The 18,489-nt window shown below is 67.2% G+C and carries 19 protein-coding genes and 1 riboswitch; of the genes, 1 reads left to right on the forward strand and 18 read right to left on the reverse strand.

The annotated features are described in order from the left end of the window. Positions 1–107: 107 nt before the first annotated feature. The 18 genes from L6D89_RS16540 to eutS all read right to left on the reverse strand — a co-directional run bounded on the left by L6D89_RS16540 (position 108) and on the right by eutS (position 16,026). Positions 108–656, reverse strand: a complete 549-nt coding sequence (locus L6D89_RS16540; RefSeq protein WP_236172513.1) for a BMC domain-containing protein — start codon at positions 654–656, stop codon at positions 108–110. Beyond that, positions 635–2,026, reverse strand: coding sequence for a 4Fe-4S dicluster domain-containing protein (locus tag L6D89_RS16545; RefSeq protein ID WP_236200527.1), 1,392 nt, complete (start codon positions 2,024–2,026; stop codon positions 635–637). The genes L6D89_RS16540 and L6D89_RS16545 overlap by 22 nt, the downstream gene beginning before the upstream one ends. Beyond that, a complete protein-coding gene (locus tag L6D89_RS16550) occupies positions 2,023–2,574 on the reverse strand; it encodes a BMC domain-containing protein (protein ID WP_236200528.1) in 552 nt (183 codons plus the stop codon). Before L6D89_RS16550 ends, L6D89_RS16545 begins: the two co-directional genes overlap by 4 nt. Positions 2,575–2,587: 13 nt before the next feature. Continuing rightward, positions 2,588–3,247, reverse strand: a complete 660-nt coding sequence (eutL, locus tag L6D89_RS16555; protein ID WP_236172510.1) for an ethanolamine utilization microcompartment protein EutL — start codon at positions 3,245–3,247, stop codon at positions 2,588–2,590. A 13-nt stretch (positions 3,248–3,260) separates the two neighbouring features. Beyond that, the gene (gene eutC / locus L6D89_RS16560; RefSeq protein ID WP_236200529.1) at positions 3,261–4,142 is read right to left on the reverse strand and encodes an ethanolamine ammonia-lyase subunit EutC; all 882 of its coding nucleotides are present in this window, start codon (positions 4,140–4,142) and stop codon (positions 3,261–3,263) included. 13 nt (positions 4,143–4,155) lie between these two features. Beyond that, positions 4,156–5,517: an ethanolamine ammonia-lyase subunit EutB gene (locus L6D89_RS16565; RefSeq protein WP_236172508.1), complete on the reverse strand. Its 1,362-nt coding sequence runs from the start codon at positions 5,515–5,517 to the stop codon at positions 4,156–4,158. A gap of 22 nt (positions 5,518–5,539) precedes the next feature. Further along, complete coding sequence (locus L6D89_RS16570) at positions 5,540–6,946, reverse strand: ethanolamine ammonia-lyase reactivating factor EutA (protein WP_236200530.1); 1,407 nt, start codon at positions 6,944–6,946, stop codon at positions 5,540–5,542. A gap of 11 nt (positions 6,947–6,957) precedes the next feature. Beyond that, the gene (eutH, locus tag L6D89_RS16575) at positions 6,958–8,208 is read right to left on the reverse strand and encodes an ethanolamine utilization protein EutH (protein WP_236172506.1); all 1,251 of its coding nucleotides are present in this window, start codon (positions 8,206–8,208) and stop codon (positions 6,958–6,960) included. A 48-nt stretch (positions 8,209–8,256) separates the two neighbouring features. Then, entirely contained in the window at positions 8,257–9,456 is a 1,200-nt protein-coding gene (locus tag L6D89_RS16580; protein ID WP_236200531.1) for an iron-containing alcohol dehydrogenase family protein, read from the reverse strand. Beyond that, positions 9,453–10,295: an ethanolamine utilization protein EutJ gene (gene eutJ, locus L6D89_RS16585; RefSeq protein WP_236200532.1), complete on the reverse strand. Its 843-nt coding sequence runs from the start codon at positions 10,293–10,295 to the stop codon at positions 9,453–9,455. The genes L6D89_RS16580 and eutJ overlap by 4 nt, the downstream gene beginning before the upstream one ends. Positions 10,296–10,302: 7 nt before the next feature. Next, positions 10,303–11,727, reverse strand: coding sequence for an aldehyde dehydrogenase family protein (locus L6D89_RS16590; RefSeq protein WP_236200533.1), 1,425 nt, complete (start codon positions 11,725–11,727; stop codon positions 10,303–10,305). Positions 11,728–11,843: 116 nt separating this feature from the next. After that, positions 11,844–12,131, reverse strand: coding sequence for an ethanolamine utilization microcompartment protein EutN (eutN, locus tag L6D89_RS16595; RefSeq protein WP_236172502.1), 288 nt, complete (start codon positions 12,129–12,131; stop codon positions 11,844–11,846). Between the two features lie 141 nt (positions 12,132–12,272). Then, a complete protein-coding gene (gene eutM, locus L6D89_RS16600) occupies positions 12,273–12,566 on the reverse strand; it encodes an ethanolamine utilization microcompartment protein EutM (protein WP_236172501.1) in 294 nt (97 codons plus the stop codon). A gap of 105 nt (positions 12,567–12,671) precedes the next feature. Then, positions 12,672–13,673, reverse strand: a complete 1,002-nt coding sequence (locus tag L6D89_RS16605; RefSeq protein ID WP_236200534.1) for a phosphate acetyltransferase — start codon at positions 13,671–13,673, stop codon at positions 12,672–12,674. Further along, on the reverse strand, positions 13,670–14,503 hold the full coding sequence (gene eutT / locus L6D89_RS16610) for an ethanolamine utilization cob(I)yrinic acid a,c-diamide adenosyltransferase EutT (protein WP_236200535.1): 834 nt from the start codon (positions 14,501–14,503) through the stop codon (positions 13,670–13,672). Before eutT ends, L6D89_RS16605 begins: the two co-directional genes overlap by 4 nt. A gap of 7 nt (positions 14,504–14,510) precedes the next feature. Beyond that, positions 14,511–15,224 (reverse strand): ethanolamine utilization acetate kinase EutQ, encoded by a 714-nt coding sequence (eutQ, locus tag L6D89_RS16615; protein WP_236200536.1) that lies wholly within the window; start codon positions 15,222–15,224, stop codon positions 14,511–14,513. Continuing rightward, complete coding sequence (locus L6D89_RS16620; RefSeq protein ID WP_236172497.1) at positions 15,221–15,688, reverse strand: EutP/PduV family microcompartment system protein; 468 nt, start codon at positions 15,686–15,688, stop codon at positions 15,221–15,223. The genes eutQ and L6D89_RS16620 overlap by 4 nt, the downstream gene beginning before the upstream one ends. A gap of 2 nt (positions 15,689–15,690) precedes the next feature. Further along, on the reverse strand, positions 15,691–16,026 hold the full coding sequence (eutS, locus tag L6D89_RS16625) for an ethanolamine utilization microcompartment protein EutS (RefSeq protein ID WP_236172496.1): 336 nt from the start codon (positions 16,024–16,026) through the stop codon (positions 15,691–15,693). 264 nt (positions 16,027–16,290) lie between these two features. Continuing rightward, positions 16,291–16,481: riboswitch (cobalamin riboswitch) on the forward strand. 98 nt (positions 16,482–16,579) lie between these two features. Between eutS and L6D89_RS16630 the strand changes: the two genes are divergently transcribed. Then, positions 16,580–18,436, forward strand: coding sequence for a TonB-dependent receptor domain-containing protein (locus L6D89_RS16630; RefSeq protein ID WP_236172495.1), 1,857 nt, complete (start codon positions 16,580–16,582; stop codon positions 18,434–18,436). Positions 18,437–18,489: the final 53 nt, after the last annotated feature.

Consider the following 18,489-nt stretch of genomic DNA (forward strand, 5'->3'; position numbering starts at 1 on the left):
GCAACAACGAAATCAGGCGTCGAAACGCCAACTTCTCATGCAAGGCACAACGTCTCGGACTCACGGGGGGCGACTCTGCGGCCGCCTGACCAGCCTGGGATCTGGCGCTAAAGCAGGTGCTGCCACAGATCAATGTGAGGTCTCGGCACCGTCATGCTGTGAACCAGCAGGCCCTTTTCCCCAGCGCTCTGCGAGGCGACCCGCACAGCTGTCTCCACATCGGCGACATCCCCGGTCAGCACCAGGTAGCACTTGCCGCCAATGCCGAAGGCCATGTGCACCCGCACCAGCACCACATTGGCCGCCTTGACGGCCGCATCGGCGGCCTCGATGCAGGCCGCCACACTGAAGGTTTCCACCACGCCCAGCGCCTGCGTGCGCTCGACCTGGGTGACGCCGCTGATCGCCGGCAGCACCGACTCGTGGATGTTCGGCAGGACAAAGCGGTCGACCAGCATGTGGCCACCCGCTTCCTCGCCAGTCGCCACGGCCTGTTGCACCGCGGCGATCTGCCCGCCGACCATGGCGATGTACTTGCCGGGGCAGATGGTCTTGGCCGAGAGCAATTGCACATCGGCGCTCTTGAGCATCAGGTCGGCAACCTGGACGCCGCGGGCGATGCTGGTCAGTTCGATCAAGCCGATGGCGTGGTGCATGGCGGCACTCCTGTGAGACTCGGTTCGGTGGCATGGGCAACCAGGCGTATGACGTCGGCGCCGACTTCGGCCACCCGTCCGTCGATGCTGGCGTGCAGCGGGACGCCCAGTTGGCCGTCGGGCAGCGTGGCGATGCATTCGCCCAGGCGTACCTGCTGCCCGGCCACGACGCAGGGCTGCGCGGCGGCGCCGATGTGCTGGCGCAGAGGCAGGCTGACTTCACGCGGGGCATGGGCGGCAGCGCGCATGGGCGCCTTGTGATTGAACGGTTTCAGTTCCAGCCGAGAGATCAACCGGCTGACCGGCAACAAGCGGTACTCGGCCATGGGGTCGGCATCGCGCAACGTGCCTTCGTAGCGAGCACCTTCGGCGCGCAGGCGCGCCTTGAGCGCCTGGTTCAGGCGCATCGGCGAGATTTCCACCGGGCAGGCGTAGGCCTCGCAGATGCCGCACTCCGAACAGGTCAGTGCCGAGAGCAGCACGCTGGGCTGGGCCAGGTGCTGGTAGTTGGTCGCGCGCACGATCAGGTGCGGCGGCAGTTCATGGCCGATCAGGTGCCGCGGGCACAACTCGGTGCACAGGGTGCATTGCTCGCAGACGCTGCGCGCCATGCTCAGGACGGTGCTCATGCTCTGCCGTCGACGGCGCACCAGCAGGTGATCGTCCGGCAGTACGAGCAGGCCACCGGTGGTCTTGGTCACCGGCTCGTCCAGATCGTCCACCAGGCGTCCCATCATCGGCCCGCCATTGATGTAGGCCGGGTTGGCCACGCTCGGCCCGCCCGCCAGCGCCAGGGCTTCGCGCAGCGGCGTGCCCAGCGGCAGGCTGACGGTCAGTGGTTCGCCAACCGCGCCATTCACCGTCAGCGTGCGGTGGGTTACCGGTTGCTCCAGCTCCACCGCGCGCGCGACGTTGATCAGGGTCTGCACGTTGCTCACCACCACGCCGATGGACAGCGGCAGTTGTGCGGGCGGTACGCGCCTGCCAGTGGCCAGCCAGATGGTGATGACCTCATCGCCGGCCGGGTAGATGTCCGGCAGGATGTGCAGGCGCACGCGCTCGGGGAGCAAGGGGGTCAGACGATCGATGGCGGCCTGGTACTTCGCCTTGAGCGCGATGATGCCCTGCGCGGCACCCGTGGCAGCCATGCCATAGAGCAAGCCCTTGAGCAGCCACTCGGCCTGCTCGTCGGCCATCTGCTGGTCGACCTTGAGCAGTGGCTCGCATTCGGCGCCGTTGACCAGGTAGATCTCGGCTTCGGCGTTGAGCTTGACGTGGGTCGGGAAGCCGGCGCCGCCGGCCCCCACCACGCCCGCCTCGAATACCCGGCGGCGGATCTCCTCGCGCCCCGGGCTGCGGATGTCGATCATGCGCTGGCGCCCCCCGCTCGCCGGTAACGGCTACCGCGCTTGCGCAGGCGCCCCTCGTCACACAGCCGATCCAGCAAGGCGCGCGCGGTCTCCACCGGTACGTCGAAGGCCGCCGATACTTCACTGGCGCTGCAGCCCTGGCGGTTGCGCGCGAGCAACGCCAGCAGCGCCTCGACCGGCACATCGACAGTCGGCAACGAAGGGCGCTCAGCTACCGGCGACATCGCCTCGGCGACGGCCATCGGCGCACGCGGCGCTTTCGGCGGCTCCGGCGCCAGCAGGCGAGTCACCAGCTCGGCGGTGTCGTCTTCCGGCCGGCCAATCTCCTTGCGGCTGACCAGCGCCCCTGCCCGCAGCGCCACTGCCGCACCGGCATCCAGCGCGGCCCGGCAGGCGGCGAGGTCTCCTTCCACCACCAGGCTGACCAGCGCCGGGTTGGTGATGGTCTGGCGCAGCAGCCGTACCGAGGCCGACTTGAGCATGGCATCGGCGGCTTCGATGCCGATGACCAGCCCCCGGACCTCCAGTAAACCGATGGCATTGAGCATGAGCTTTACCTCCTCAGCGTAACTGGATCGGTTGCCGCGCCACGTCCAGCACCGCCTCGCGGAACGCGTTGCAGGCGGCCAGGCAGGCGGCCTGGCTGCCGCTCAGGAACGCGGCCGAGTAGTTGGTCTCGGAGGGCGGCGGCACGTAGGTCACCAGTTGCACATCGGCGGCCTTGAGCGCGGCATCGATACCGAAGGTGGCTTCCAGCGGCGGGGCGACCAGGTAGGCGATAGGGTCGCCTTCGCTGATCCCGGCGGTCTGTGCCAGGTAGCTGCCAGTACGCGATACCACGTGGGCGAGGAAGGCAATGCTTTGCGCCTCGTTGGCCCAGCGGAATGCCGGGCCGTTTTCGATGGTGGCAACCATCGAGTCGAGGCCGGCGCGCACCTCGGCCGGGTTCGGCCCGCCCAGCATGATCAACACCTCACCGGCGGTGGGCGACGGGCCATTGGCAGCGCCGGCATAGAGCGAGCGGCCATACACCACCTGGACCAGGGCCTGTTTGGTGGCCTCGTCGGCGGCGATGTAGGCGACATCGTCGGAGTCGACGCTGATCAGCCCGAGGCTGCGGATATCGTCGGGGAGTTTCAGCTCGCGACGGAAATCGTCCTGCAGCGAAGCGATCAGGCGCATCGCGGTAACGCTGGGTTTGATCGGATCAAGGATGCTCATCAGGATTACTCTCTCAACGATTCAGGGCGATACCGGAGGCTTTCTTCTCCAGCATCCGCTTGGCCAGGTCGACGATGACCGCCGCCGCTTCCACCGGCGGGGTGCCGCCACGGTGGATGTTGGAGATGCAGGTGCGGTCGGCTTCCACCGTGCCGGCCAGGGTCGGCTTGTACACGGCGTAGCAGGACAGGCTTTCCGACTGCCCAAGGCCCGGACGCTCGCCCACCAGCAGGATCACCACCTGGGCGCCGAGCAGCTCGCCGATCTGGTCCTCGACCTTGACGCGGCCGTAGCGCACGAAGAACGGCGTGCCGACATCCAGCCCGGCGCTCTTCAGGCCCTGCAGCAGCGGCGGAAGGATTTCGTCGAAGTTCACCGTCACCGCATCGGTGGACAGGCCATCGGAAATCACCACCTGGACCTGCGGGTTCTTCTTGCACTCCGCCAGCAGCGTGGCCACGGCCTTCTCGCCCAGGCGACGGCCCATGTCCGGGCGGGTCAGGTACTGGTCCTTGGACTCCACTTCCGATTGCACTTCCAGCAGGCCCTGCTGCTTCACCCAATCGGCGGACACCTCCTTGAGCACGGTGTCCTTGGAGCGCGAGTGGTCCGCCAGGAAGCGCAACAGCGCCTGCGTGCGCGGACGCACACCGGCGCGCCCAAGGCAGACGCGCGCGGCGGTGGACTTGCGGAATTCCTGGAGCACTTCCGGGCGCTGCGCGTTGTCGATGCCGATCCACTGGCGGGCCTCGGCCGAGCCCAGGTCCCAGGAGCACAGGCCATCCTCGACGCCCGCCTGCACGCTCACCGGCTCCGCCTGGGGTGCATTGGCCGGGCGTCCCTTGAGTTCGTTCAGCACGGAGCGAACGATGTCCTCGATCTGCTGCTGATGCATGTCAGTTCACCTATTAGAAGAAAATGGAGGGATCGCCCGCGCGCGGGGTCAGCCGGCCGTTGTGCATCAGCCCCATGCGCTCGAGCCACTGCTCGAACTCCGGTGCCGGGCGCAGGCCGAGCAGCTGGCGGATGGTGGCGGTGTCGTGGAAGGCGCTGGTCTGGTAATTGAGCATGATGTCGTCGCCCATCGGCATGCCGATGATGAAGTTGCAGCCGGCGGTGGCGAGCAGGATCATCAGGTTCTCGTTGGAGTTCTGGTCGGCATCGGCGTGGTTGGTGTAGCAGCAGTCGACGCCCATGGAGAGGCCGCTGAGCTTGCCCATGAAATGGTCTTCGAGGCCGGCGCGGATGATCTGGCGATCGTTGTAGAGGTACTCCGGGCCGATGAAGCCGACCACGGTGTTGACCATGAACGGGTCGTAGTGCCGGGCCAGGCCGTAGTTGCGCGCTTCCATGGTCAACTGGTCGGCACCGAAGTGCGCACCGGCGGAGAGCGCCGAGCCCTGGCCGGTTTCGAAGTACAGGCAGTTGCTGCCGGCGATGCGGTTGTACTCGGCGCCCACGGCACGAGCCTCGTCGAGCATGGCCAGTTCCACGCCAAACTCGCGCAGGCCCTTCTCGCTGCCGCAGATGCTCTGGAAGATCAACCCGCCCGGCGCGCCGCGGCGGATCGCCTCGACCTGGGTGGTGACGTGGGCCAGCACGCAGCCCTGGGTCGGGATGTCGAACTTGTCGATGGCCTCGTAGACGGTGTTGAGTACACGGGTGGTGTTCTCGACGTTGTCGGTCACCGGGTTGACCCCGATCACCGCATCGCCGATGCCGTAGGACAGGCCTTCGTACATCTGCGCGGCGATGCTCTTCACGTCATCGCGGGTGTCGTTGGGCTGCAGGCGGGCGCTGAAGTGTCCCGGCAGGCCGATGGTGTTGTTCGCGCGCTTGACCACCGGGATCTTCTTCGCGCCGTAGATCAGGTCGGTGTTGGAACAGATCTTCGCCACCGCCGCGACCACTTCGGAGCTCAGGCCCTTGCGCAGGAAGGCGATGGCATCGGTGTCGGTGCTGTCGGCGAGGATGTATTCGCGCAGCTCGCCGATGCTCCAGTTGGCGACACGGGCATAGGCGGTTTCATTGATGCCGTCCTGGATCAGGCGCGTGACGCAGTCTTCCTCGTAGGGAATCACCGGGTTCATGCGGATATCAGCAACGGTCAGCTCCGACAGTACCTGCTTGGCCGCCACGCGTTCCTGGGCGGTACTGGCGGCGACACCGGCAAGGATGTCGCCCGAGCGCGGTTCGTTGGCCTTGGCCAGAACCTCCTTGACGCTGCCGAACTGGTAGATCTTGCCGAACAACTGGGTCTTGAGTTTCATCGCACTGCCTCAATCAGAAAGCTCAGGAAGGGAAAGCCAGGGACTTGACGGTGACCGGGAGGATCTCGCCGTCGAAGATCGGGCTGCCGATATCGATGTAATCGCCATCGCTGGTCGCCACTTCGTCGATCACTGCCAGGGCGCGTCCGGCCAGGTGCGGCTGCAGCAACATGCCGAGCGCCTTGCCAAGGTCCTGGCTGGCGACGACCAGCAATGGATAGGGGTTGGGATAGCGCCGCTGGAACTCGGCGAGCTGCTCCACGCAGCGCTGCAGGGCCTGGTAGGCCACCGGCAGGTCGGCCGGGAGCGCCAGGGCGTAAAGGTCTTCGCCGGCGCGCAGGTCCATCTGCTGCAGGCGTGCAAGCCAGGCATCGACCGCGGTCCGGCCGGCCATGCCATGCACGACCGGCACGTTGCGCAGCGGCAGTTGCAGGTCGCGCAGCCAGATGGTGCTGCCCGACAGCGACAGGCTGTGGGCGCCCGCGCCAATCACCGTGGCGCGCACCGTCTGGCTCGGCTCGCGCATGGGCAGCCCGGCGAATCCGGCATCCTCGCGCAGCGCCGTCGCCAGCAGCGGGCCGATGTCGCCGAAGCGCAATGCAGCCTCGCCACGGTCCTGGTAGTAGCACTGGCCGACGCCGCCGGAGAGAGTGACCGCGTACAACGGCATCAGCGGCGGCAACGGCTCGGTCATCAGCAGTTGCCGGGCCAGCGGCGACAGGTCGCCGTCGATCACCTCGAACAACAACCGCGCCATGCGCTGCGCCACCCTGCGCAACTGCTCGATGGACAGCCCCCGGCCTTCGTCGACGTGGCCGAAGAGTTCCTCGCAGATGGCCCGAGCCGGTGCGTGCAGGTGCTTGATCTGCCCGTTCGCCTCGACTTCCACCAGGTGGCCGCCGACATTCAGGCAGGCCGATGCCACCACCCGTCCCGCTTCGAACAACGCATAGTTGGCGGTGCCGCCGCCGATATCGATGTTCAGCACGCGACCGGCCGTGGCGCTGGATAGCTCGGCGGCGCCCGCTCCGCGCCCGGCGATGACCGATTCCAGGTGCGGGCCGGCACTGGCCACGACGAAATCGCCGAGCCGTTCGGCCAGTTTCAGGACTGCCGGGCGCGCATTGCGCGCCTTGGAGGTTTCGCCGGTGATGATGATCGCGCCGGACTCGATATCCTCCGGCGAGAGCCCGGCAGCACGGTATTGGCCGAGGATGAAGGCGAGCAGTTCCTCCTCGCGCAGGTGCCCTTCGAAATCGATCGGGGTGAAGGTCACCGGGCTCTCGTAGGTGACCTCCCGCGAGGCGAACTCGTAGTGCGGAACCTGCGACAGCGAGGCGCGGTTGACCAGCACCAGGCGGGAGAAGATCACCTGCGTGGTGGTGGTGCCGATGTCGATGCCGACGCTGCGCAACTCCTTCCTGCTCATCGCCGCGCCTCCTACTTGGCCGGCAGCGATGCCGGGGCATCGGCGGTCAGGGTGGCCGGCTCGGACTTGGGCACGATCATCATCGCCACGATCACCGCGGTGATGCCGCCGATCAGCTTGCCGACGATCATCGGGAAGATCATCGCGGACATGTTCGCCGCGGTGAAACCCAGGTGGTCGCCCAGGGCGAAGCCGGCGGACACGGCGAAAGCGCAGTTGATGACCTTGCCGCGGTTGTCCATCTTGCCAAACATGCCGAACATCGGGATGACGTTGGCCAAGCTCGCGACCATGCCGGCCGCGGCGTCCTTGTTCATGCCCAGCAGGTTGCCGACCTTCATCAGCGGCGTGCCGAACCAGCGGGTCAGCAGCATCACCATCGGATAGGCGCCCAGCAGCACGCAGGCGATCGAGCCGATCACCTCGATGGCGCGCATGGTTTCCCCGGGCTGGTCACCCTTGCTCATGAAGATCGGGTCGATGCCGGGGATCAGCGTCCAGCCGACGGTGTACTGCACCACGGCGGCGGCGAGGCCGACGGTGATCAGGCCGACCAGGATCTTGGCGAAGACTTCGAAGCCGGCGATGATCTTTTCCGGGCAGAACTTCAGGCCCAGGGCGATCAGCCCGGCGACGATCAGTACCGGCACCATGTTGATGAAGATCATCGCCACGGTGAACTCCACCGGCAGCCCGTTGACCTCGATGTTCGAGACCATCGCCACCAGCCCGCCGGCGATGCAGCCCAGCGGAATGGTGACGATGCCGGCCAGCGTGCCGATGGCGAGGAAGCGCCGGTCAGAGGGCTCGATGATGCCCAGCGCCACGGGGATGATGAACACCAGGGTCGGTCCCATCATCGCGCCGAGGATCAGGCCCGAGTACAGCCAGGCCGCGGTATCGCCGCCCGCCAGTTCCTTGGCCAGGAAGAACGCGCCCATGTCGTTGGCCAGCAGGGTGCCGGCGAACATCGCCGGGCTGGCGCCGACGCTTTCATAAAGCGGTATCACCAGCGGCCCGAGCAGCGTGGCGAGCACCGGCGCCAGCGCGGTGATGCCAACCATCGCCAGGCCCAGGGCGCCCATGGCCATGAAGCCTTCCTCGAATTGCGAGCCGGCCCCCTCGATGCTCCGGCCAACCTTGCCCAGGCCGATCAGGCCGAGGACCTTCGCCGATCCGCCGAACTGGCCGAATATCCGGTCAACCGCTGCGATCAGCAGGAAGACCATCATGACGACCATGATGATTTCATTGATGCTCATGACTGCTACTGCTCCTGAACGACTTTTAATTCCTTCGCGGCAGCCGCCTCAGCGCTGCCAGGCATCCTGGTAAATCCCGATGATCTGTGGCGCGCTGGCGGAGCGCGGGTTGCCGGCCAGGCAAAGGTCCTGCAGGGTTACTTCGGCAAGGGCGGCGAAGTCTTCGCGCAGCACGCCGAAGGAGGCCAGGGCGCGCCCGGCGCCAACCTCGTCGATCAACTGCTGCACCGCCGCGATGCTCGCTTCGCTATCCAGCGTGTCGCGGGTCAGGGCGTGGCCGATCTCGCCGTAGGCGCGCTTGCAGACCAGCTGGTTGAAGCGCATCACCGCCGGCAACATCAGCGCGTTGGCCTGCCCGTGGGGAATGCCGTAGCGCGCGCCGAGCGGGTGGGCGGTGGCGTGGCACAGGCCCAGGCCGGAGTTGGCGAACGCCATGCCGGCCATGTAGGAGGCGAGCATCATCGACTCGCGGGCGGCGATGTTGCCGCCCTGCCCCACCGCCAGCGGCAGGGCCTCGCCGATCAGTGCCACGGCGCGCAAGGCCAGGCCCTGGGTCAGCGGTGTGGCCGTGGGCGAGACGTAGGCCTCGATGGCATGGGTCAAGGCATCGATGCCGGTGGTGGCGGTGACGCCCGGCGGCACACCTATGGTCAGGCAGGCGTCGATGATCGCCAGGTCGGGAATCAGGTCGCTGTGGACCAGCACCTGCTTCACCTGGCGCAGGCTGTCGGTGATGACCGCGACATTGGTCGCCTCGGAGCCGGTGCCGGCCGTGGTCGGCACCGCGATCAGCGGTACGCGGCGGCGCACCGCACGGCCATCCTGGCCCAGGCTGCCGAGGTCGTGGCCCGGGTTGGCGGCGAGCATGGCGGTGACCTTCGCCGCGTCCAGTACCGAACCGCCTCCGAAGGCCAGCACGCCATCGCAATGGGCGGCGAGCAGTTGCCGGCTGGCGGCTTCCACGGTTTCGCTGTGCGGCTCGCCGCCGGGATAGATCAGGTATTCGCAGACCACGCCGGCATCTTCCAGCGAGCGCAAGAGCCCCTGGTCCAGGCCGTGCTCGTGCAGCAGGCCATCGACCATCACGAAGACCCGGCTGATGCCGCAGGCCTGGATCGCTTCGCTGGCGCGCACGATGGCGCCGGAGCCGATGTAGGTGCTGGGCGGCACACGGAATTCGCGCACGGCGCGAGCATTGAGCATATCGAGGGCGCGGTAGATGACCCGCCCGACATCCTGAGCATTCATCGCGAAGCTCCTTGTGTTTCCCGCAGGCCGCAGCTGGCAATGGCCAATGGCGTGGTGAACAGTGGCGGCGCGGGCAGCACCACGCGCTGGGCGGGGAAAGCGGCAGCGAACAACGACTGCACGCCGGGCAGGGCGCAGGAACCACCGGAGAGGTAGATTTCCGCCACCTCGAAACCCGTCAGATGCTCGCGGACGATGTCGCTCATCTTTTCGAACACCGGCCGCACCAGCGGCCAGAGCGTTTCGCCGTCCGCGCGCTTGCGCTGCTCGGCTTCCTCCAGCGACACCTTGAGATGGCCGGCCAGCACCAGGCTGATGTGATGCCCGCCGGTGGGTTCGTCTGCGGAGTGGATGACCTTGCCATCGCGCACGATGGCCACGCCGGTGGTGCCGCCGCCGATGTCGACCACGGCGGCACTTTCCAGCTGCAGCATGCGGGCGACGGCGGAGGGTTCGTCGATCACGCAGCTGACATCCAGGCCCGCCGCTTCCAGCACGTTGATCGAGATGCGCGGCTCGGTGCCCGGCGGATAGGAAGTCGCTGCCTGGGTGAAACGCACGCCCAGTTGCTCCTGCAGGCTGTCCAGTTGCCGGCGCACGATGTTCACCGCGCCGAAGAAGTCCCAGACCACGCCGTCGCGTACCACGTCGGCCCAGTCCAGGCGCACCGCGACCGGCAGGCCATCGGCGTCGAGCACCATCGACACCACGTCACAGGTGCCCAGGTCGATGCCCAGGGTCAGTGGCCCCGGCTCGACGACGGCCTGCTCGGGCTCGGACAGGTAGAAGGCTGCACGCCGCAGGCGTGGCAGCAGCCATTGCTGCAGATCGCGTTGCATGGCGGCCTCAGACGATGCGCAGTTGATCGACCATGACGCAGCGACGCAGGCGCACGAAGGTCCGCGCCGAGGTCACGCCTTCGCCGGTGGGCGTGGTGATGGTCATGGTGGTCCAGCCTTCGCCGCCAAAGCCCAGGCCGGCGATGCACGGGCCGTTCTTGACGAAGATGCTGGTGTCGATGGCGTTGGCCATGCGGTCCAGGTTGCGCAGGTTGCTCGAATGCATGGCGGCGGTGTGGTGGCAGCCGCCTTCGAGCTTCACCGCCAGGTCGATGGCCTGGTCGACGTTGGTCACGCGCACCAGCGGCAGCACCGGCATCATCATTTCGGTGATGGCGAAGGGATGCTCGGCCGGGGTTTCCACCAGCAGCAGGCGGGTCGTCGCCGGCACTTGCAGGCCGATGGCCGCGGCAATCTTCACGGCGTCGCGGCCCACCCAGTCGCGGGACACCGAGCCGCGGCCGTGCTCGTCGATTTTCGGCAGCAGCAGGGGCAGCAACTGGCGAGCCTGCTCGGCGCTCAGCTCGACCGCGTCGTGCTTGAGCATCTCGGCCTTCAGGCGGTCGGCCACGCTGTCGACCACGATCAGCACCTTTTCGTCGGCGCAGATGATGTTGTTGTCGAACGAGGCGCCCCGCACGATATCGCGGCCGGCGCGGGCAAGGTCGGCAGTCTCGTCGACGACCACCGGCGGGTTGCCGGCGCCGGCCGCGATCAGGCGCTTGTCGGTGTGCTTGCGCGCGGCTTCCACCACAGCCTCGCCGCCGGTGACCACCAGCAGGCCGATACCCGGATAGCGGAACAGGCGCTGGGCAGTCTCGATGTCGGGGGTCTTCACCGTGGTGATCAGGTTGGCCGGTGCGCCGGCGGCAACCATCGCCTCGTTGAGCAGGCTGATGGTGCGCTGCGACACGCGCCTGGCAGCCGGGTGCGGGGCGAACACCACGCTGTTGCCGGCGGCGATCATGCTGATGGCGTTGTTGATCACGGTGGCCGCGGGGTTGGTCGATGGCGTCACCGAGGCAATCACCCCCCAGGACGCGTTCTCGATCAGGGTCAGGCCGTGGTCGCCGGTCAGTACCTGCGCCTGCAGGCACTCGGTGCCGGGCGTATGCAGAGCCTGGGCGATGTTCTTGGCGGTCTTGTCGTCGACACGGCCCATGCCGGTCTCCTCCACCGCCAGCTCGGCCAGCTCGCGGGCATGGCGCTCGCCGGCCGCGCGAATCGCGGCGATGGCGCGATCACGCAGCGCCACCGAATGCAGCGACTTCTGTGCCTGGGTGGCAGCGGCGACGGCGTCATCCAGCTCGAGGAAAACGCCCGGCGCGCAGGTCTCGCCCAGTGCGGGCGTCGCGTCGGTCGCGGAGCTCGCCCCTATCGAAGCGAGTACCGCCTTGACCACCTGTTCGATTTCCTTCGGGTTGATATCCACGTCATGCCTCACAGAATTCAGGGATGAGTCGGCCCACTCCGTCCGGCGAGGGCCAGCAGAGAGAGCGTCCAGAAAATGTCGGCGCCTGTCGGCGCTCGTGTTGTGGGGTGCAACCGCTACTTGCGGTAGAACACTCCGCCGTCGATCACCGCCTCGTCGACGATGCCGACCACGCACAGATCGATCGGTGCGCGTCCATCGGCGCTGGTCTGGCGCGCGGAACTGCCGCTGGCCAACAGCACCCATTCGCCGTTACCGGCACCAATGGTGTCGGTCGCGACCTGCTGCTCGCCGGCGGGCTGGCCATCGGCACCGATGCCCTGCACCAGGAGCAAGCGATCCAGCCCGAGCCCCGGGTGCTTGACGGTGCAGACCACCTGTCCCACGACCACTGCCAGTTTCATTGCCAATATCCTTGCTAGGCCGCTCGCCAGCGTCGGTGCCCGTCGTGGGCCACCGACGCGGAGAGGCGGCGGGAAGTACGCGGCGCGTTATCCGGTACAAGGCGCGAAGCGCCCCTTGCACGGGACTTCGCGAACGGCCGGTCAATCCACCAGGCGATCGCTGGTCAGCTTGATCGGGAACACTTCTTCCAGGTCCGAGTGCGGACGCGGGATCACCTGCACCGAAACCACTTCGCCCACACGCTGGGCAGCGGCGGCGCCGGCATCGGTAGCGGCCTTGCAGGCGGCAACGTCGCCACGGACCATCGCGGTCACCAGGCCGCCACCGATCTGCTTGACGCCCACCAGCTTGACGCGGGCAGCCTTGACCATGGCGTCGGACGCTTCGATCAGCGCCACCAGGCCCTTGGTTTCAATCATGCCTAAAGCTTCCATAACTCACTCCTCACAATCGACAGCCCTTGCGGACTTCAATCGAGTGGCTGACCACTCGCCTCACCCCCGGAACGGCGGGGGCACCGTCTGCTTCGGAACGGTCGCTCAGGCGACGCGCTCCACCTCCGTGGAACCGCCGCCCATCTTGCTGGCCAGCAGAACCGTCTGAATCATTTCTTCGCTCGTGCAACCGCGCGACAGGTCATGCAATGGCGCGCGCATGCCCTGCAGCATCGGGCCGATGGCGCTCATCCCACCCAGTCGCTGGGCGATCTTGTAGCCGATGTTTCCCGCCTCCAGGCTGGGGAAGACGAACACGTTGGCCGCACCGCCCAGCGGGCTGTCCGGTACCTTCAGCGCAGCTACCTGCGGGACGAAGGCGGCGTCGAACTGCAGCTCGCCATCGATGCACAACCGGGGCTGGCGTTGGCGTACCAGGGCACAGGCCTCGCGAACCGCATCGGCATCGGGATGCCGCGCACTGCCATTACTGGAGAACGACAGCATCGCCACCCGCGCCGGCTCGCCGGTCACGCGTTCGAAGCTGGCCGCCGAGCTGATGGCGATGTCCGCCAGTTGCTCCACCGTCGGCCGTGGCACCACGCCGCAATCGGCGAAGCCCAGTACCTGGCCGTCGCCCGGAGGCAACATGAAGAACACCGAGGACAGTGTCCGGTTGCCCGGCTCCAGGCCCACCACGCGCAGCCCGGCGCGCAGTACGTCGGCGGTGGAACTCAGGTTGCCGGCAATGCACAGGTCGACCTGCCCGGCCTCCAGCATCGCCGCGGCAAACCACAGCGGATTGCCCAGCTGCTCCAGCGATTGCTCCGGGGTCAGGCGGCTCTGACGCTGCGCCAGGCTTTCGGCGAAACGCTGGCGCCACGGCGAGTGACGCGGATCGAGCACCGGCACCTGGCCGAGATGGATACGCCGCTCCAGGCAATAGCTGCGCAGGGCGAAGGGGTCCGCGACCAGCAATGGCTCGGCCAGCCCTTCGGACTTGAGGTACTGCGCGGCCTCGATAGCCCGGCGGTCCAGGGCGTCGGGGAAAACCACCCGCGGCGGATTCAGCCGGGCAGCCCGGCGACACTCATCGATCAGGCTCACGGCCGCTCTCCTTCGACACGCTCGCGCAGCGTCTGGCTGTTCGGCCAGGGCTTGCCACGCAGATTCATTGCACTCATCAGCATCGCCACATAGAGGGCACTGGAGAGTCGGTTCAGCACGTGCAGCAGGTCCGCGCGGCGGACCTGGAAACCGGGTGCGGTGAACACCTGGGCCGCGCTGATTTCCACTTCACGCACCTTGGCGCGCAACAGGTTGAGCAAGGCCGCCGGACGGCCGAGGCCCAGTTCGGGGACGACATGGTCATGCCCCAGGTATTTCAGCGGCGCGTGGGAAATCCGGTGGATGAGCGCGTCGTCCAGCCCGCCCACCGTGAAACCGGCCAAGGGTTCATCGACGGCGTCGGCGCGCATCAGTTGCCCCAGCACCGAGCGGATATCGGCGAGCCACAGGGCCAGCTCGCTCGGCTCGCGCAACTCCACCTGCAGCCAGACGGCCAGCGCGATCGCCGCATCCAGCTCAGCGCGAAAACGCAGGCGCGGGTCGCTCTTGGCAACCAGCTCGGTGGCGCTCAGGTGCGTCATTCCCGCCGGCTTGCGCTCGGGGGCGTGGCCACACAGCTGGCAGCAAGCGCGCGGTTTCTCGGCGCTGCCGGTGAGCCCGTGCACGGGTTGCAGCTGGGCGCCCTCCTCGCCTTGTACTTCACGGTAGAGGCGCCCCTGCTCATCGAGGAACTTCACCGAAAGCCGCCGCTCTTCGATCAGCGTGCGGGCGGCCGGCGTCAGCCTCGCGTCGGCCGGCAGGCGCAGCTCGGTGCCCTCGCTCAGGCCGTGGCGCTCGCGCAACCAGGTTTCGGTGATGAAGGTGCTCATGGCTGCCTCACTGTTCCTGCCAGTTGGCCGGCCAGGCCACATAAAGGAAGCGCACGCGGCTGGGCGTACCGAACTCGATGTGGCTGCCCTTGGGAATGAACAGCACATCGCCTGGCCTGCCGATCAGCGTCTCGCCGTTCTGGCGAATGTGCAGCTCGCCTTCAAGCACCAGGTCAACCTCGTCGTAGTTCAGCGTCCAGGGGAAGAAGGCGTTCTCCCACTGCATGAAGCCGGCGCCCATGCTGCTGCCATCTTCGCTGCCGACCACGTCGGTGATACCGATCTGGCCACCGCCCTCGACGCCATCCAGCAGGCCGAAGCGCACCGAGTCACCCTTGACCAGCTTGATCCCGCCCGAACCGGTGCGGGCCTCGAACCCGGCCTGCGCGGCGCTGGCCTGGGCAGGGCCAGCCTGGGCGGCTTTGCGCACGAATTGCTCCACCAGGGCTTCATCCACACCGGCCGGCAGCCGCGCCATGACCGCGGCGCGAATCTGTGCCAGGTCGTTTTCACCGGCAATCCCTGGGGTCTCCTGCTTCTCGACGGTCATCGCGGGTTGCGCGGTCACGCCGACCACCCGCTCGATGAGTGCCAGCCCCGCTTCCTCGGCGATCATTCGCGCCTCGGGTGTGACGATGCAGTGCGGCAACTCGACCTGCAGCGCAGTCTGGCCGGCAGCGACGGCCTCGCGGATGGTCCCGGCGGTAATCAGCTTCTTCATTTCAACTCTTCCTCGATCCGATGGCCTTCGCTCAGCAGTTGGCGCAAGCGTTCAATGCTGGCGGGGTCGTCGCGCGTGGTATGGACAAAGGGGCCTTCGATGCCGTGGCGCCGCAGCAGGCTCTCGACGGCGGGCAGATCGACACCGGGCAGGTCGCACTTGCTGATCACCGCGAGCACGCGCTTGCCGGCATGGATGTCCAGCAGGCCCGGCGGCAACCGGCATTCGTTCGAGTCGGCCGGGTGCACGTAGACCAGCACGTCGACGTCATCGGTACTGGTGATCAGCGCGCGATAAAGACGCGGATGGCTGACGAATTCGCCGGGGGTATCCAGCGCGCCACAGGGGTCGTAATCCAGCGCCTGGGTCTTGCGGGCGGCTTCGTCGCGCCCGCGCAGTGCATTGAACAGGGTGGTCTTGCCGGCTCCGACGCCACCCACCAGGGCGTATCGCAAGGTGCTCATCATCAGCTCCGGGTGACCGTGCAGACGCTGTAGTCGAGCAGCCGGCCCAGCGCCTCGCAGGTCCGCTGCAACGCCTCTTCCACCGCGCCGACGCTGCCGTGCAACACCAGGGCGCCGCTGAAGCGATCGAGGAAACCGATCTGCACGTCGGCCGCCTTGGTGGCGAAGTCACCGGCGATCATCGCGGTCTCTCCGGGGGTCAGCGTCATGATGCCGATGGCCTGAGCGCCGGGGACGCCGATTTTGCTCGAGAGGTCTTCCTGCGGATGGGCGATCAGGTGCGCCAGGGTGACCTGCTTCCCCGGTACAAACTCCTGGATGATTCGCTCTCTGGACATTGCCTGGCCCTCCTGACTTGACCCGAAGGCTAAGGAGCAAGGATCGACAGGCCCTATCTATTTCCGGCAAATCTGCAGCGCTGCCGCGGCACCCTTGCGCCCGGTCAACTTTCGCGCTGATCGTCACGCCGTCTGAGCGATTTCGTCGCAGTTCGGGAAAGCGAGGCGGGCCCTGCCGTGGCGCAGCTTTCAATGCGGCGCGAAGGCGCCTGCCCGGGTTGCCCGCCTGGCAATGGGGGGACTGCTGGTACTTGCCCGCACCGGAACTAGCTCGTAAGGTTCGCCCCGTTTTCGTTCGAGGTAACGGGAAGCAGGTGAAAGACCTGCGCTGCCCCCGCAACGGTAACCGGCGCACTCCCTGCGGGGGTGCAACATCGCCATCCGCCACTGCATGAACGCGGGAAGGCGGCGATGTGATGCCGGCAGCCCGGAGACCGCCCTCGACACGCCCCGACAGGTGTTGCGGAGGGCCGCACCGTCAAGCGCGGTGCTGCATCGTCCGCCCTTGTCACGCCCTCCTCGAAAGTCATCCGACCGCTTTTGAGGACGCTCCATGAAACTGACCCGACTCGCCCTGGCCACCAGCCTGCTGCCCGGCATGGCCTTCGCCGCTGGCGACATCTACACGCTCTCCGACCAGGTGATCACCTCCGCCCGCCAGGCCCAGCCGCGCGCCGAAGCCACCTCGGCCAACAGCGTGTTTACCCGCGCCGATATCGAACGCCTGCAGGTGCGCAGCGTCCCCGCCCTGCTCGCCCGCGTGCCCGGCGTGCAGATGGGCAGCTCCGGCGGCGTGGTGTCCTATTCCGTACGCGGCACCAGCACCGCGCAGACCCTGGTACTGGTGGACGGCCAGCGCATCGCCTCGGCCAGCAGCGGCATCGCCCGCCTGGATTACCTGAGCGTCGACAGCATCGAACGCGTCGAGGTCACCCGTGGCCCGCGCTCCGCGCTGTATGGCGCCGATGCGATCGGTGGGGTCATCCAGATCTTCACCCGCCGCGGCGAAGCCGGGCTGCATCCGGAAGTGCGCCTGGCCGCAGGCAGCCACGGTACCTTCGAGCGCAGCCTGAGCCTTTCCGGCGGCAACGAGCAGACCCGCTACAACCTCGGTGGCAGCCTCGACGAGAGCCAGGGCTGGGACCGCACCAGCGACAACGTCGGCGCCGACAACGACCACGACGCCCAGCGCAACAAGGCCCTGCACCTGAACCTGGACCATCGCTTCAGCGAGGACTGGAAAGCCGGCCTGAATCTCAACGACCAGCGCGGCAAGAACGAATACGACGACGCCTACAACTTCGAGCCCGGTACGCCGCAGGACGAATTCCGCGTCAGCAGCTACAGCGCCTACCTCGACGGCCAGATCACAAAAATGTGGAACAGCCGCCTCGAACTCGGCCGCAGCTTCGACCGCAACAAGGCCGTGGGCGCCGCCGATAGCTGGAACAACGGCACCCTGGAAACCACCCGCCACTCGGCGAGCTGGATCAACCGCCTGCAGCTCGACGAGGCCAATCAGTTGGCCCTGGGCACCGACTGGTACCAGGACAAGGTCGACGGCAGCACCGCCTTCGCCGACGACCAGCGCAGCAACCGCGCGTTCTTCGCCCAGCACAGCTTCAAGGGCGACAACTTCGGCACCGAGCTGGGCATCCGCCACGACAACAACCAGGCCTACGGCAGCCAGAACAGCTGGAACGCCGCCTTCAGCCTGCCGGTCGGCGACAACCAGACCTGGATCGCCAGCTACGGCGAGGGCTTCCGCGCGCCGACCTTCAGCGACCTCTACTACCCCGGCGCGAGCAACCCGGACCTGAAGGCCGAGACCTCGAAGACCTATGAGCTGCAATGGCGCGGCGACATCGAAGGCACACACCTGGAAGCCTCGCTGTACCGCACCGAGATCGACGACCTGATCGCCTGGGACAGCACCAGCAATCAGCCGGAGAACATCAACAAGGCGCGCATCAATGGCTTCGAGGCCAGCGTTGCGCGCGACGTGCTGGGCTGGCAGGCCGCCCTCGGCCTGAGCCTGATCGACCCGCGCGACCGCGATACCGGGCACACCCTGCCCTATCGCGCGCGCCGCACCCTGAGCCTGGACCTGGATCGCCAGTTCGGCGCCTTCGGCGTCGGCGGCACCTGGCGCGCGGTCAGCCAGCGCTACGACGACGCAGCCAACACCCGCGAACTCTCCGGCTACGGCGTGCTCGACCTGCGCAGCAGCTGGCTGGCCAGCAATGAAATCCGCTTCGACCTGAAGCTGGATAACGCCCTCGACCGCAACTACACCCTGGGCGACTACCTGCGCCCGACCAGCCCGATGGACTTCATGGGCGAAGCCCGCCCCTACCGCGAACCCGGCCGCACCGCGCTGCTGGCGGTGACCTGGACGCCGGAGCTGTAGGGCGCAAGGCATTTCGTAGGATGGCGTGGAGCGAAGCGATACCCATCGTGCCT

Source organism: Pseudomonas pseudonitroreducens, from assembly GCF_021603645.1.
Lineage (GTDB): Bacteria > Pseudomonadota > Gammaproteobacteria > Pseudomonadales > Pseudomonadaceae > Pseudomonas > Pseudomonas pseudonitroreducens.